The sequence below is a fragment of the Bifidobacterium sp. ESL0764 genome, assembly GCF_029395515.1.
Classification (GTDB): Bacteria; Actinomycetota; Actinomycetes; order Actinomycetales; family Bifidobacteriaceae; genus Bifidobacterium.
Genome location: NZ_CP113919.1, coordinates 1,636,706 through 1,653,158 on the forward strand (window position 1 = coordinate 1,636,706; position 16,453 = coordinate 1,653,158).

The window sequence follows — 16,453 nt, forward strand, 5'->3', positions numbered from 1 at the left end:
GCAAGCCACGGCCGACCCACGATTGCAGCATATACGAAGCCGATCCGCAATTGCGCCATGTCAAGAAAAACAAACTGGCCGTCCAACGCTCAAACGACTAGCATAACGAGGTATGGCTAAACTTGCGGCACAGTCGTCGACATTTCACATCTCCGAGGACCTGGACTATGCGCCGATGCTGGAGCATAACAACCGTCAGGATTTGGCATTCTCACCCGCCTACCCCGCAGTGGTTCAGCTTCATGAGGAGATTCCCGCCCAGGACGTACCGCTTCATTGGCATCATGGGCCCGAATTCCTGTTTGTTCGGCATGGTTGCGTACAGATGCTCATCGACGGATATTCCACGCATATCACCGACGGCCAATGCTGCCTGATCAGTTCGGACGCCTTTCATGCCATCCATCCCGTTCCGCGCACCAACACCCAAAGCGTGCTCTCGGTGACGTTTGACGACCGCAGGCTTGACGCCATCAACCCCAATATTTGCAATACGAAAATCATGCAATGCACCCCACTTGGCAAAGGCACGGATTACCCGGACGAGACCATGCTCGAATTATGCGAAAACCTCATCGAAGCCATGGACGACACCGATTCCGACCTCAGCCTCATCAACGTCAACCGTCTGCTGTTCACCCTTCTCGGACATATCTATTCCAATTATTCCGTCAAAGACGAATCGGACGATCCCGGACAGGCCGACAATGTTGACGACCGCATCAAACCGGTTGTCAGTTACATGGAACACCATTATTCCGCCACGTCATCCATCGCCGAAGTGTCCGAGAAATTCGGTTACAGCCCGGAATACTTCTCCCGTTTCTTCAGCGAGCACGCGGGGATCGGCCCCAAACAATACCTTACCGGCATTCGTTTGCGGCATTGCATCGACGAGTTGCTGATGACCGACGACACGATTGAAACCATCGCCGCGAACAACGGACTTTCGACGAAATCCCTGGTCCGCGCGGTCCAGAAACGCTTCCACGTCTCGCCTACTCAATTCCGCCAGCAAAACCGGATAAAACCGTGACGCTCGGCTGGAATCCATACAGCATTTCATCGATAATCCATTAAAAAATGTCCGGCACTGTCAAAATCTGACCGTCGGAAGACAAAAATTATCATATAAGCTCACTCACAAGAGGTTCGCCGTAGACACTCATCCTCAGCGTCGAGCCTCTTGAAATATAGAACCTTGGCACAGTTGCCAAAGGAGAAAGAGGAGCATCATGAGCGAATCCATCGATACATCGTCCGACGCCATTGCCGGACTGCCCCAATCCGGAGCAAAACGAACCCTGCTGAAAACCGCCATACTGGCGCTTTCGCTGATTCTCTGCAGCGTGAGCGTGACCATGGCCGTGGTCTCCAGCCTCAAACAGGACTATCCCCACGCTTCCACCATGCAACTGCAGGGATTCGTCAACATCCCCGTCATCGGCGACATCGTAGCGACCTTGATCGGCGGCTACCTGGCGGCGCGTGTCGGCAAGAAAAACATCTGCCTTGCGGGGACCTTGCTGTGTTTCCTCGGCGGCTTTTTGCCGATGTTCATCCCCGACCTGACGCTGAAGACGGCCATCCGCGTGCTCTGCGGCTTCGGCGTAGGCCTCATCCAGCCCCTGGCGGCGTCGCTGATCATCGATTGTTTCAAAGGCCATGAAGCCGACACCATGATGGGCGTGCAATCCGCGATGGTGGGCCTTGGGGCGACGATCTTCTCCTCGGCCATCGCCGGAATCATGACGGTGAACTGGCGCTATTTCTACTGCGTCTATTTCATCGCCCTTTTGGTGGCCATCCTGGTCTGGCTGTTCATCCCCAACAGTGTCAATGAAATCGGACGCATCCACAAAAGCAGCAAGGACACTTCGCAGCCCAAGCGCAAGATGCCGTTTTCGGCCTACTTTGGCATGATCCTGCAAATCGTGTTCGCGACCGCTTACGGCTATTACACCGTCAATCTTTCTCTGGCGGCCGAAGAGACCAAGACTATCACCGCGGTGCAGGCGGCGACCGTCATAACCGTGGTATCGGTGGCGTCCTTCCTCGGAGGCCTGGTCTTCGGCTACGCAAAGCGTTTCCTCGGCATGCATATCGGCATTGTCGCCATTGCCTTGCAGGCCGTGGCGTTCGTGCTTTGGGCGAATACGGGTTCGCTGGCGCTTTGGTATGTCGCCGCCGTTCTGCTTGGCCTCGGCTTCTGCTGGTTCATGCCGTATGTGAATTTCCTGGTCAACGAACACACCGACGCCACGCTTTCCGCACAGGCTACTTCCTACGCGTTCTTCGGCAACAGCATCGGCGCCTTCCTGCCGTCCTATGTTTTCGCCGGAATCGGTGCCGTCACGGGGATCACCAGCACACAGAAGTCCTTCAATGAGGCCGCGATTCTCATGGTGGTCTGCATTGTCATGATCGTGGTGTTCAACAAGACGAATCACACGAAAGAAGTTGCGGCGGCCAAGTAGGCAACAGGCCGACCGACGGCATATCGAGAAACGCCGTCGGACTACAATTCATTATCATTGTCCAAAGAAAGGCAAAGAAGCAATTATGAACAATCCAACAACCATCGACGTCGACAAGCTTGTCGCACCAGCCTCAAGCTTCCCGTTGAAGCCATTACCGACGTTCGCCATGAAGGACGGCTATTTCAACCATACCGACGAATGCCCTGAAGGCTGCCAAGTGATCTCGGACCTCGACGAGGACGATTTCGGCTACGAAGTCGACATCAAAGAAATGACCTATGCGACCCGGACGCTTGCGGACGGTTCCAGCATCGACCTGCCTCTGTGGGTGTTCGAGCCCGGATTCGACAACAATCCCGAGGAGAAACTGCCGGAAGGCGGTTGGCCGGTCATCGTTTTCGTTCGAGGATCGGCATTCCACGAGCAGGACATGCTGAAATACTCGAATCTCTGCGTGCGCATCGCCGAACAGGGCTATGTGGTGGCCTCGGTGAAATACCGTCACAGCGACATCGCCCCCTTCCCGGCGCAGATGCAGGACTGCAAGACCGCGGTACGTTTCATCCGCAAGAACGCCAAGCTTTTCCACGCCAACGACGAGCGCATCGCCCTTTGGGGCGACTCGTCAGGCGGCCACACCGTGCTGATGGCCGGGTTCACGGGAGACCATAAGCCCGATACCGACGAATACCAAGGCGTCAGCGCCCAGGTGAAGGCCATCGTCGACTGGTATGGCCCGACGGACTTCGCGAAGATGAACTACTATCCAAGCTCGCAAAACCATTCCGACGCCGAAAGCCCCGAAGGATTCGAAATCGGGCACGTCAACGTGCTTGAAAACCTCGACCGGAACCGCAAGGCCTCACCGATGTCGTATCTTTCGGCGGATCGCCCTACCCCGCCGACGCTCATCATGCACGGCGGACGCGACCAGCTCGTCCCGTTCAACCAAAGCTGCCGTCTTTACGAGACCATGAAGGCGCTCGGCAAGGACGTGACCTTCATCAAACTCGACAATGCCTGCCACGCCTGCCGAGGGTTCCGCTCGACCCGGGCCGTCGGCATCGTGCTTGATTGGCTGAGCACGAGAGTGTAGGCCTATCCGGCTTCGGCATTCAAACATGCATATGCGGCAGGCGTGGTGGCGAACCTCCGGCGCTACGCCTGCCGCATATGCTCCTTCATCTTGACACACATGAACGGTAGATTATATGTCATACTGCGATATGTCAATTGAAGAAAACGGGGACGAAACTGATGAATGATACCGAGCAAAATCTTTCTACGGCCGGAGCCGAGACACAGACCGCCTACTTCGCGGGCGGCTGCTTCTGGGGCGTCGAACGCTATTTCCAAGGCGTGGACGGGGTCACCGACACGCAGGTCGGCTACGCGCAGTCGCGCAAGGAGAACCCGAGCTACGAGGAAGTCTGCAGCGGAGCGACGGACGCGGCGGAAACCGTACGCGTCGACTATGACCCGAAGCGTGTGACCCTGCGGACGCTGACCCTGCTGCTCTTAGACGTCATCGACCCGTTCTCGGTGGACCGGCAAGGCAACGACACCGGACGGCAGTACCGCACCGCGATGCTCTATCTCGACGAAGTGCAGAAAGCCATATACGACAAGGCTTTGCAGCAGCTTGCCGCGCGTGAGGGGCGCGAGGCAGCGGTGATTGTCGAGCCGCTGCACAACTTCTACCCCGCCGAGGGCTACCACCAGGATTATCTCGACAAGAACCCGGGCGGCTACTGCCATATTTCGGTGGCCAAGCTGATGAACGTGGGCAAGCGACAGCGCTATATCGAGAGCATCTGGCGGCTCGACCCGGAGCAGTACGCGGTGACGCAGGAGGCGGCCACCGAGCGCCCGTTCGCCAATAAGTACGATCAGAACTTCGAGCCGGGCATCTATGTGGACGTGGTGAGCGGCGAACCGCTGTTTCTCTCCACCGACAAGTTCGACGCGGGCTGCGGCTGGCCGGCGTTCTCCAAACCCATCGACGGCTCGTCGCTGACCGAGCATCGCGACACCCGGATCCCCGGACGGCCGCGCATCGAGATCCGCACCGCCGACACGCAGATCCATCTGGGCCACGTCTTCGACGACGGACCGCGCGATCGCGGCGGGCTTCGCTACTGCATGAACTCCGCCTCGCTGCGTTTCGTACCGCGCGAGAAGATGGAAGCGCAGGGCTACGGCAAGTATCTGAGTTTGCTTGACAAGGCCCAGTGAACCGTACGCAAGCGAAGCGGGTACCGATCGGCCCAAATCATCCTGATTGTGACCGAGGCCTTTGCTATATGAAAGCGGTATGGATTACTGTGATATCCATACCGCTTTTTGATACCAAAATCCGTATTATTCCAACGATTCTCGGTTCTCCATAGGACGTTCGGTCAAAGCGCGTCCTTTAGCCTTTCAGATGCTTGGCGAGGTAACGGCCGGTGATGCTGGAGGGATTGACGGCAATTTCGTCGGGGGTGCCGGTGGCGACGATTCTGCCGCCTTCCTCGCCGCCGCCCGGGCCCATGTCGATGACGTAGTCGGCGTTGGCGATCATGTCGAGGTCGTGCTCGATGAAGACCACCGTGGCCCCGCCGCTGACCAATCGCTGCAGCACGTCGATCAAGGTGCGCACGTCAAGCGGATGCAGGCCGGTCGTTGGCTCGTCGAGCACGAACAGTGATGTGCCCTGCTTCTTGCCGAGTTCGTTGGAAAGCTTGAGGCGCTGCGCCTCGCCGCCCGACAGGTTCGGGGTATCCTCGCCGAGCGTGAGATAGCCGAGGCCAAGGTCATGCAATGTTTCGAGTGCCTTATGGATGCGTTTGAGCAGAGAAGAGGTAATCATATCGCCGGATTCAACCTGGCCCAGCGATCCAGCGGAATTTACGGAACCTACCGAGGCGCTGAGCTGGTTATGACGAACGGAACCTACCGAAATGCCGGACTGTCGACGGTTGGCGGAACCGTGTGCAGATGAACCATGGGTTGAGCCGGAATCTTCATCGAGTGCGAAAACGTCCAACGCATCGTCGACTTCCAGATCGAGCACTTCCGGCAACGTCAGTCCTTGCGGATGCGTCGGTGTCGCAAGCCGTATATCGTTGACTTCCGGGCGATAGCGCCGTCCCTCGCAGGTCGGGCAGGTGATGGTGACGTCAGGCAGGAACTGGATGTCGAGGCTGATCTGGCCGGTGCCGTCGCATTGCGGGCAGCGCAGGGTACCGGTGTTATACGAGAACGCGGAGACCTTGAGCTCGCGTTTCTTGGCCGCGGACGTCGAGGCGAAAGCCCTGCGCAGCATATCCATGATGCCGGTGTAGGTGGCGACCGTTGAGCGCACGTTGATGCCGATGGGCGTGGAATCGACCAGACGCACGCGCGTGATACCAGCGGCGTCGAGAGCACAGACATGGGACGGCAAGAGCTCATGGCTTTCCTGCGCCTGCAACGCGGGAATCAGCGATTCCAGAACCATCGTGGTCTTGCCGGAGCCGGAGACGCCGGTGACAGCGGTCATCCGCCCACGCGGAATCGCGACATGCAGCGGGTGCACGGTATGGATGGCATCGGTGGTCATCGTGATCCACGGGGAGTCCGCCACCGCTACGCTTGCCGAACCATCAACTTTATCGCCGATCGTTGGTGCAGCTACAGCTTTGGCCGAAGTCGCTTCTGCGTTGACCTGCTTTGATTGATAGCCGCCCTGTCCACGATGATTGACCACTTCATCATCAGGATTCGTCACTGCCATAAATGTGCGCAAATCCCGCGAAATCGGCGGCAACGTAAGGCGTTCGCGGATGACCACAGGCTGGGAACCATCGAGGAAACCCGCAATGCATGATTTCGGATTACGCAATATCTCGGAGGGTGCGCCCTGAGCGAGAATACGTCCTCCCCGACTGCCTGCGCCCGGGCCCATTTCGATGAAATAATCGGCGGCGGCAAGCACATGGACGTCGTGGTCGACGAAGACGACCGAATTGCCGGAAGCCAGCAGATCGTGCATCACGCCGATAAGCCCCTCGATATTGGCCGGATGCAAGCCTGTGGAAGGCTCGTCGAGCACATAGAGCACGCCGGTGGTCTCGTTGCGTACGGCACGCGAAAGCTGGGCACGCTGCCGTTCGCCGGTGGAAAGCGTCGCGCTGGCACGGTCGAGCGTCAGATAGCCCAGACCAAGCTGGATGAGTCTGCGTCCCATATCCTCCAACGTGTCGACCAGGCTTTCGGCCATCTGCCGCATATCCTGCGGCAACGAATCCGGAACCGCCTTGGCCCATTCAAGAATCTTGCGCAACGGCCAGGAAGTGACTTCGGCCAGATTGTATTTGCCGATTTTCGGGGCTCTTGCGGTCTCATTCAGCCTCGAGCCGCCACAATCCGGGCAGACGCGCTCGACCAGGAACTTCGCGACCTTGGCCATGCGTTTCTCGTCGCTGGCACGGTCGAGTTCCTTGGTCACGGTAAGTCTCGCGTTGCGGAAGGTGAAATCGAGATGATGGACACCCTTGATCGAGGTGATGGTGATGGGCTTCTTCTCTTCCGGCCCGTTGAAGACGATGTCGCGCTCATGCTCGGTGAGTTCCTTGAACGGTACGTCGGTGCGCACCCCGAATTCGCGGACGATATCCGGCTGGACGTTGAAGCCGAACGTGCGCCACGGCACGACGGCGCCTTCGTCGATGGTGAGGTTTTCGTCTGGGACCAGCGCGGCATCGTTGACTTCGTGGATGGTTCCGGTCCCTTGGCATTTCGGGCAGGCTCCGGTGGAGTTAAACGCCATCTGTTCGGCGCTGGGCGGTTCGACGAGTGCGCCACAGACCGCACAATGGATGGGAATCTCGGCGGCGACGTCGAGCGTCGGCTTCTGGTAATGGCCGTTCGGGCAGCGATGCGAGGCGAGGCGCGAGAACATCAGCCTCAGCACGTTCAGCGTCTCGGTGGAGGTGCCGAAGGTCGAACGCATGCCGCCCACGCCCGGCCGCTGACGCAAGGCCAAGGCCGGCGGAATGAACCGCACCGAATCGACCTGCGGTTTCTCGGCCTGCGTCATCCGTCGGCGGGTGTAGGTCGAAAGCGCGTCAAGATAGCGCCGCGAGCCTTCCGCATAGAGCACGCCCAGCGCCAGCGACGATTTGCCGGAACCTGAGACCCCGGCGATGCCGACGAGCTCGTTCAGCGGAATCGAGACGTCGATATCTTTGAGGTTGTGGACGCGGGCACCGCGCACCTCGATGGCCCGCGGGACAGAAGAATTCCCAACGCCGATATCACTCATGCCTTTGTTGTCACTCATAGCATCCACTGTATTCACCGCGCCCTAACACGGCTATGTAAAAAGTGCGTTTTACGACGCACTTAACGCACTTTTCGCACATGCACACGTAAAAAGTGCGATATACGACGCGTTACTCGCACTTTTCTCACCCTGATGTGCAAAAAGTGCGTTTTAGACGAGTGCCCGGTGCCAGCAAGCTCCATAACTGGCGCAGATTCGTTAGCTGTTCACATTTGGACGGACTATGGCGACGAAATACAAAAATGGTGCCGCGATAACCCGCGACACCATTGACTATTACCTCCGACGAATCCAACGGCTATCTGCCATCCGACTCGTCACTCACGCCGTCTAACGCGCTTCAGCGCGAACGGCGGAACGGGGTCGAATGACGCTTGCCGTGCCCGTGGCGAAAGCCCTCGGCCTTACGCGAACGCTGGCCGCGGTTGCCGGAACGACCCTCATAGCCCTCGTTGCGGCCATGGCCGTGCCCGTATCCTTCGGACTTGCCGTGCCCGTTGTGACGTCGATCTCCACGGGAGGAGTAGGCATCGCGCCCATATCCACCCTCATAGCCGCCGTCGCGACCGCCGGAGCGCTTGTCGCCATAGTGCTTCTTGCCGCCACGCTTGCCGCGGTCATCGAAATCGGAATGACGCGAACGCTTGCCGCCGTTCTTGCGATAACCGTCATCGTAGAAATCACGCGAACGGCGGTCATCGCGACGGCCGCGCGACGAACGTCCGTCGATGGGGCCTTGCCCGTCATCGTAACGGGGATTGCCGTGGCCGCGATGTCCGTCCCGACGAGAAGACGACTCGTCGAAATCGCGATGCTTGCGCGATCCCCCACGTCTGCCGTCGTAGCCGCCCTCGTTGAAATCGTCACGGGATTCATGGCGATCACGTTTATCGAGGGAACGATGCGCGCCTTCATGACGGTTGTTGCGGTCACGACGTCCGCCACGGTCCTTGCGGCCGTAGCCGCCACGACCTCCACGGCCCTCGTTGCGTCCGCCGCGACCGGTGCGCCCGGCCCTGCGGTTGACGACCGGCACCGTGAGCGTCCAGCCTTCGACCAGCGGGGCATGCTCCCCCACCAGTTCCTCGAGTTCGGGAGCGCCCGGAACGATTTTCTGACTCTTGGCCTTGATACCGGCACGGCGCAGCATCTGACGGGCGTCGCGACGCTGCTGCGGCAGCACGAGGGTCACTACGTCGCCGGATTCGCCGGCGCGTGCGGTGCGGCCGGAGCGGTGCAGGAAGGATTTCGGATCCTCCGGCGGCTCGGTCTGCACGACCATTTCCACGTCGCTGACATCGATGCCGCGCGCGGCCACGTCGGTGGCCACCAGCACGTTGACGTCGCCCGAGGTGAAGGCCGCGAGGTGCCGGTCACGCTGGTTCTGCGAAAGATTGCCCTGCAGATCGACGGCGGGGATGCCTTCTTTGACAAGCTTGTCGGCCATCTTCTTGGCCTGGTACTTGGTGCGCGTGAAGAGGATGCGCTTGCCCTTGCCGCTGGCGAGCTCGCGGATGACCTCGTACTTGTTGCCCTGCGAGACCTCGAAAACGTGGTGGGTCATGGTGTCGACCTGCGCGTCGGCGGGCGCGATCTCATGGATCTTCGGGTCGTGCAGGAATTGCTTCACGACCTTGTCGACGCCGTGGTCGAGCGTCGCGGAGAAGAGCATACGCTGGCCGTTCGAATCGACCTGTTCGAGCAGACGCTGCACCGCGGGCAGGAAGCCCATATCGGCCATTTCGTCGGCCTCGTCGAGCACCGCCACCTCGACGTCCTCAATGGAAAGCGCGCCCTGACGCAGCAAATCCTCCAGGCGTCCGGGGCAGGCGACGATGATTTCGGCACCGGCCTTGAGCTCGTTGATCTGACGGCTGTATTTGACGCCGCCGTAAATGGTGGCGGTCTGCATGTCGTAGGCGGCAGCGAGCGGGGCCACGACCTCGTTGATCTGGTTGACCAGTTCACGTGTGGGTGCAAGGATCATGCCGTGCGGATGCGGCAGCATCGCGCGCTTGCGGGCGTTCCGGTCGCCGCGGCCCATACGCTCGAAATCGCGCATCACCGCCTCGCCTTCGCCCGTTTCGCCTAGACGAGCGACCAGAGGAATCGAGAACGCCAAGGTCTTGCCGCTGCCGGTCTCACCGCGGCCGAGCACGTCACGTCCGGCCAACGAGTCGCCGAGGGTGTCGGCCTGAATGGGGAAAGCGACACTCTTGCCGTCGCGAGCGAGGACGCTTACCAGCGGCCCCGGCACACCGAGCTGCGCGAAAGTGCGCTCGGGCTGGTCTCCGCTCTTGGCGTACGCAGCCGCGCTTTCGGCCGCTTCTTCGGCCTTTTTCGATTTGAAATTATGGGAATCAGGATTATTCATTTCGTATTCTGCATGCCGCTCGCCGCTAAAATCGGCAGAGTCGTCTGAATTATTTTTATGAGTACGACGCTTCGGCACAATAGCCTTTCAAAAGATTGAAGCCGACCTGTCTCTCATATGCGGACCCCGGCTTCGTAATGGACAATTCACTATATCAGACGCGCCCCACATTATCCGTGAACGATTCCTCAGTTCGATTCCACGACGGCACCGCTCGGTGGGGCCTGCTTCTTGTGGCGCGGACTCGGCTGCTTGGCTTGAGGAACATCCGTGTATGGATGGCCCATGCTGGCCGTGGACGTGTAGAAGCTCTTCGTCGTGCCATTTGCATTGACATTGGACAACGGCGAGCTGGGGGTGTTTGGGGCGCCATCGGGATGTCCGGTTTCGCCGCGACGGTAACGTTCCATCATCCGTTTCTGCAGGTCGGTGGCGCTCGGCGGCGTCCAGGAAAGGGCGTTGGCACCGGCCTCTATCGTCTCGCGTATCGATTCGGCCGACCCGCCGGAACTGGCGACCACAGGGATTTCGGGATACCGGTCTTTGATGTGTGCGACCACTTCGGCGGTGTTTCTGCCGGCGGCAACGTTGATGATCTTCGCGCCCGCTTCGATCTTGCGCGCCACCATATCGTCCCATTGCACCACAGTCGCCATGACGGGAACGTGGACGGTCATGGCGACCTCGCGCACGATCTCGACCTCGCTGGGAGCGTTGAGCACGACGCCGGCAACCCCCTGCATCTCGGCGAACACAGCGAGTTCAAGCACGCGCGTACCGGTGGTGGTACCTCCACCGACCCCTACGAAAACCGGGGCCTGAGCCACGGAAAGCACGGCCTGATTGATGACCGGCTGACCGGTGAACGGGTAGACGGCGAGGATGGCGTCGGCGTTGGTGTTGTGGATCACGGCGGCATCGGTGGTATAGGCGAACGAACGCAGGCGCCTGCCCTGCAACAGCAGACCCGAGGACTGCTCGATTTCGGCCGGCACGCGGGCATCGGCCGAGCTCAGCGGGTTCTCGATAGGCAAAGCCTCCGGCAGACCAGCCGGCAAGTTGGTCATATTCGCTTCCATCGCGCCGCTCCCTTCAAGGGTTTCCAAATACTTTTCAATCCGCCAGTCGCGGTCGGCTTAATCAAATCAAGCATAATCGTATGACGTCACAACGTGCAGGTTGAAATGAGCACATTACCAGACCCAACATATCGCTGAGTCCATTTGTTCCCGCATGAACGTCATTTCTAGACAAAACGCACAAAAGCGACATTAAACGGAGAGCCGAGAAACCTTCAAACGTCTACTCGATATGCCAAAATTGGCTTGAATCCGCGGGTTGGTCAAACCCGGCGGAATGGTTGAAACGCAATGAGACAAAGCACACATTAACAACGAAGGAACGAATACTTGGCTGAGTTTATTTTCCAGATGATCAATGCTCGCAAGGCCTATGGCGACCGTGTGATCCTTGACGACGTGACCCTGAGCTTTTTGCCGGGCGCGAAAATCGGCGTCGTCGGACCCAACGGCATGGGCAAATCCACCCTCTTGAAAATCATGGCAGGTCAAGAGACCGTCTCGAACGGTGAAGCGAAGCTGACTCCCGGCTACTCCGTCGGCATCCTGCAGCAGGAACCGCCGCTGGACGATACCAAAACCGTCGGCGAGAACATCAAGGCCGCGTTCGGCGAGATTACCGACAAGGTCGACCGCTTCAACCAGATCGGCGAGGAAATGGCCAATCCGGACGCGGACTACGATGCGCTGATGGCCGAGATGGGCAAGCTGCAAGAGGAGATCGACGCGGCGAACGGCTGGGACATCGACTCCCAGCTCGAGCAGGCGATGGACGCGCTGCAGTGCCCCGACCCAGACACCCCAGTGAAGGTCTGCTCGGGCGGCGAGCGCCGTCGCGTGGCGCTGTGCAAGCTGCTGCTCGAAGCCCCCGACCTGCTGCTCTTGGACGAGCCGACCAACCACCTCGACGCCGAATCGATCCTGTGGCTCGAGCAGTTCCTGCATACCTACAAGGGCGCCGTCATCGCCGTAACCCACGACCGCTACTTCATGGACAACGTGGCCGAGTGGATCTGCGAGGTCGACCGCGGCCACCTCTACCCCTACAAGGGCAACTACTCCACCTATCTGGAGACCAAAGAGAAGCGTATGGAGATCCAAGGCGCCAAGGACGCCAAGCTCGCGAAGCGATTGAAGAACGAAATCGCGTGGGTCAAGAGTTCGCCCAAGGCGCGTCAGGCCAAGAACAAAGCCAGGCTCGAACGCTACGACGAGATGGAGAACGAGGCGCGCAACTCCAAGAAGCTGGACTTCTCCGAGATCGTCATCCCGCCGGGGCCGCGTCTGGGCTCTCAGGTCCTCGAGGCCGAGCATATCCACAAGGCCTTCGGCGATCGCGTGCTGATCGACGACCTGAGCTTCACCCTGCCGCGCAACGGCATCGTGGGCATCATCGGCCCTAACGGCGTCGGCAAGTCCACCCTGTTCAAGACCATCGTCGGCAAGGAGCCGCTCACGAGCGGCAAGCTGACCATCGGCGAGACGGTCAAGATCTCCTACGTCGACCAGAACCGCGAGGGCCTCGACCCGAACAAGAACCTCTGGGAGGCCGTCTCCGACGGCAACGACTTCATCGAGGTCGCCGGCGTCGAAGTGCCGACCCGCGCCTACGTCGCCAGCTTCGGCTTCAAGGGCAGCGACCAGCAGAAGATGACCGGCATGCTTTCCGGCGGCGAACGCAACCGTCTGAACCTCGCGCTGACCCTGAAGCAGGGCGGCAACCTGCTCCTGCTCGATGAGCCGACCAACGACCTCGACGTCGAAACGTTGGAATCGCTGGAGAACGCGCTCATCGAATTCCCTGGCTGCGCCGTGGTCATCTCCCACGACCGCTGGTTCCTCGACCGCATCGCCACGCATATCCTCGCGTGGGAGGGCGACGACGACAATCCGGCCAAGTGGCACTGGTTCGAAGGCAACTTCCAGGCCTACCAGGACGACAAGGTCAAGCGCTTGGGCGAAGAGGCCTCCCGCCCCCACCGCATCCATCGCAAGCTGACGCGCTAAGCAGACAGTCCAGTGGACTGTCTGCAGCGTCAGTGAGCGCGAAGTATCGAGCGCGAAGGTGAAAACAGCTGTTTTCACCGCTGATAAGCCCTATCCGCTTTCCAACTCGGCCGACCTGTCGCCCAGTTAGTTATTTCTACTGACTTGGAAGTTTATTCGGCTTGATGGGTTGCCCATGACGTGGTGGGGTGGGGATATACAATGCTTCGGCACCCTCAAGGCCGGTAGGCCAAGCTTTACGCCTCAGCATCGCATATCCCCACCCCACCACTCAACGTTTTTACTGTTAAAGGTAGTATAAATGAACTAATTCTCTAGCGAGTTAGCCGTGCTGAGTATGGAGGGTGGGGATATGCGATGATCGGGCGTAAGACACGGCCGAGCGGCCAAGGAGCGTCCCGAGCATTGTATATCCCCACCCTCCATGCGTCATGAGTAAGGGATAATTGATACGCTTGGGGGAAAATAAGCGGATAAAAAAAATGGGGACGGAAAGTTCGGCGGCGCGGATAGACTCGCATAAGCGTTTATTCGACAGAAATAAGGAGTGATATGGCGGAAGTCAAGGCGGGCAACGCGGCACAGCAGGCGGTGGAAGCACTCAAGCTCAATGCCAGTCAAGAGCAGGGCGGACGCACCGTCTTCCGCGACGCCACGAACCTCTACTACCCCACCGAACGCATCTACGGCGGCCAGATGACCGCGCAGGCCATGATCGCCGCGGCCGACACCACCGACGAAAGCAAAGTCGTCAACTCCATCCACGCCACATTCATCAAGGTCGGCAAGCTCGACGAAGAGACCCGATACGAGGTCGAATCATTGCGTGACGGCCGTTCCTTCTCCACCCGCCGCGTGGACGCCAGGCAGGGCGAACAACTGCTGTTCACGGCCACGGTGAGCCTGCAGAAGGCCGGCCAGTCGGGCGTTGAGTTCAGCGACGCGATGCCAAGCGACCTTCCTGACCCGGAGACGCTGACCAGCGCCAAAGACCTGATGGAGCCTTACGCCGACAAATCCGGATTCGCCAAATATTATGCTTCGCAGTCGCCGTTCGACATCCGTCACATCGGCTCAACCGTCATGCTCGCCCCCGACAAGGAGAGCGCTAATGCCGACTCTGGCAAACAGATGGTGTGGATGCGCATGGCCAGCCCGGTCACGGCTTCGCGCAACGTCCATCGTGCGTTGCTGGCGCTGGAATGCGACCAGGTGATGATGGAACCGGACCTTCGCCGCGCGGGCCTGAGCATTTCCACGCCCGGCATTTTCTATGCTTCGATCGACCATTCGATGTGGTTCTACGACGATATCGATATGAACGAATGGCACCTTTACGTGCAGGACGCCCCGGTCGCCGGTCACGGCCGCGCGTTGGGCATCGCCAAGGTCTACTCCGTCGACGGCAGGATGCTCGCCGCGATGACACAGGAAGCCACCATCCGTGTGCCCGAAAAGAAAGACGAGAAAAAGAAATAAATCCTGCCGACCGGCAAGACCGGTAATCCGGCAATTCGGCGGACGGAACAGCCCAAGCCAAAGCAATCGGCCAATCCCGACGATAAAACGAAAAACAAATGCTGCCGGCACAATCAGTCAATCGCGCCGGCAGCAGCAGTATGAGATAACCGAAAAACGTTAGCCGTGGGGCTGAGTCTCGGGCGGAATCACGGACTCGTAATGTTCGCCGTTGAGGTCCTTGACCCAGGCGTCGTGCGCCTGCTTCAGCAGTTCGGGATCGGTCAATGCGTCGTAGATCGTAAGCGCGAGAATCTTGCAGGAATTGATCAGACCCTTGTGCGCGACCGAAGACTTTCCGTTGGCGACCCACTCCCAGGTGTGCGGCGAGCAGCCCTGCGGTTCGCAGGCATAGGCGAACTGCGCGGTGGGCGCGCACCAGCTGACGTCACCGACATCGGTGGAGCCGATGCCCTTGGTGCTGGTGGTGTAGACGATCGGGCTGATTTCGGGGCACACCCCCGCCTCGGAAATCCGCTTGATCTCTTCATCGGATTTTTCGGGGAACGCAGCCTTGTTGCGGGCAATCACATTCTGCCGGATGCTCGGCGCGTTGTTGCTGGTCAAAGCCCTTTCGAACTTCTCCTCCTCATCGCTCAGATGCAGGGGGCCGACGAGCCGGAGGTTCTTGTCCATCATCTCGGTGAGCGGATGGTTAGGCAGGTAGTCGGCGCATGCGGAATCAAAATCGATCGACATTTCGGTACCGGTCATCAACGCGGCGCCTTTGGCGATATTGACCACACGTTCGTAGATATCCTTGGCTTGGCTGAGCTTCGGGGCACGGACGAAGAAATAGAGCTTGGCGGTGGGATGGACCACGTTGGCGGATTCGCCGCCGGAATCGAGGTATGCGTAGTGGATGCGGGCTTCCTCGATGACATGCTCACGCAGGAACTGGACGCCCACCGTCATCAGCGTGGCGGCGTCGAGCGCATCCCGGCCCTGCTCAGGGGCCGAGGACGCGTGGGCGGCTATGCCCTTGAACGAGAAGTTCGCCTGCATTACCGCCAGAGTCGCGCAGGCCACCATGCCGCCGACATCCTGCGGATGCCAGGTGAACACCGCGTCGAGCCCGTCGAAAACGCCCGCACGGGCCAGGAACGCCTTGCCGTAACCGCTTTCCTCGGCCGGGCAGCCGAAGAGCTTGATGGTTCCGCTCATGCCTTTCTCTTCCATGAACGTCTTGATGGCCACGGCGGCACCCACGGCGCCCATGCCGAGCAGGTTGTGCCCGCACGCCTGACCGGGGCCTCCGTCGACCACGGGCTTGCGCTTGGGATTGCCGGCTTCCTGGCTGGAATTGCCCAGAGCGTCATACTCACCGGTGATGCCGATTTCCGGCTTGCCCGATCCGTAGGTGGCGATATAGGCATAATCCATGCCTCCAACGCCCTTCTGAATCCTGAAGCCTTCCTTTTCCAACAGCTGATAGTGCTGTTCTACGGATTTGGGAACCGTAAACCGGGTTTCCGGGGTCTCCCAAATATGATCGGACGCCGCAATGAACTCGTCTTTCTTTTCGTCGACGATGTCCATGATGCGTTGCTTGTCAGTGTCAACCATGACATTTCCTTTCTAATAATTACCACAAATAATCATTGGATATCGGTATCCGTGCCTTGTTGCACGAAAGCCGGGAATCGATGTCCCGATTACCTGAGACCAAAGTCTGTGCACGATGAGC

10 protein-coding genes are annotated in these 16,453 nt (G+C 59.4%); 6 read left to right on the forward strand and 4 right to left on the reverse strand.

Features of this window, described 5'->3' with window-relative positions; genetic code table 11:
• The first annotated feature begins 112 nt into the window (after positions 1-112).
• The 4 genes from OZX71_RS06220 (at position 113) to msrA (ending at position 4,715) form a co-directional block, all read left to right on the forward strand.
• Entirely contained in the window at positions 113-1,036 is a 924-nt protein-coding gene (locus OZX71_RS06220) for an AraC family transcriptional regulator (protein ID WP_277159718.1), read from the forward strand.
• A 199-nt stretch (positions 1,037-1,235) separates the two neighbouring features.
• A complete protein-coding gene (locus OZX71_RS06225) occupies positions 1,236-2,477 on the forward strand; it encodes an MFS transporter (RefSeq protein ID WP_277159719.1) in 1,242 nt (413 codons plus the stop codon).
• 85 nt (positions 2,478-2,562) lie between these two features.
• On the forward strand, positions 2,563-3,576 hold the full coding sequence (locus OZX71_RS06230; RefSeq protein ID WP_277159720.1) for an alpha/beta hydrolase: 1,014 nt from the start codon (positions 2,563-2,565) through the stop codon (positions 3,574-3,576).
• 161 nt (positions 3,577-3,737) lie between these two features.
• Complete coding sequence (gene msrA / locus OZX71_RS06235; RefSeq protein ID WP_277159721.1) at positions 3,738-4,715, forward strand: peptide-methionine (S)-S-oxide reductase MsrA; 978 nt, start codon at positions 3,738-3,740, stop codon at positions 4,713-4,715.
• 178 nt (positions 4,716-4,893) lie between these two features.
• On the opposite strand, the gene OZX71_RS06240 is transcribed toward msrA, so the two are convergent.
• The 3 genes from OZX71_RS06240 to OZX71_RS06250 all read right to left on the reverse strand — a co-directional run bounded on the left by OZX71_RS06240 (position 4,894) and on the right by OZX71_RS06250 (position 11,229).
• Positions 4,894-7,785, reverse strand: coding sequence for an excinuclease ABC subunit UvrA (locus OZX71_RS06240; RefSeq protein WP_277159722.1), 2,892 nt, complete (start codon positions 7,783-7,785; stop codon positions 4,894-4,896).
• Positions 7,786-8,128: 343 nt separating this feature from the next.
• Positions 8,129-10,162: a DEAD/DEAH box helicase gene (locus OZX71_RS06245; RefSeq protein ID WP_277159723.1), complete on the reverse strand. Its 2,034-nt coding sequence runs from the start codon at positions 10,160-10,162 to the stop codon at positions 8,129-8,131.
• 188 nt (positions 10,163-10,350) lie between these two features.
• Positions 10,351-11,229 (reverse strand): dioxygenase, encoded by an 879-nt coding sequence (locus OZX71_RS06250; protein ID WP_277159724.1) that lies wholly within the window; start codon positions 11,227-11,229, stop codon positions 10,351-10,353.
• Between the two features lie 342 nt (positions 11,230-11,571).
• Between OZX71_RS06250 and ettA the strand changes: the two genes are divergently transcribed.
• Complete coding sequence (gene ettA / locus OZX71_RS06255) at positions 11,572-13,248, forward strand: energy-dependent translational throttle protein EttA (protein WP_277146418.1); 1,677 nt, start codon at positions 11,572-11,574, stop codon at positions 13,246-13,248.
• Between the two features lie 552 nt (positions 13,249-13,800).
• Positions 13,801-14,727, forward strand: a complete 927-nt coding sequence (locus OZX71_RS06260; RefSeq protein ID WP_277159725.1) for an acyl-CoA thioesterase domain-containing protein — start codon at positions 13,801-13,803, stop codon at positions 14,725-14,727.
• A gap of 159 nt (positions 14,728-14,886) precedes the next feature.
• Here the strand turns inward: OZX71_RS06260 and OZX71_RS06265 are convergent, their stop codons facing one another.
• Positions 14,887-16,332 carry an amidohydrolase gene (locus tag OZX71_RS06265; RefSeq protein ID WP_277159726.1) on the reverse strand — a complete coding sequence of 482 codons (1,446 nt, stop codon included), beginning with the start codon at positions 16,330-16,332 and terminating at the stop codon, positions 14,887-14,889.
• Positions 16,333-16,453: the final 121 nt, after the last annotated feature.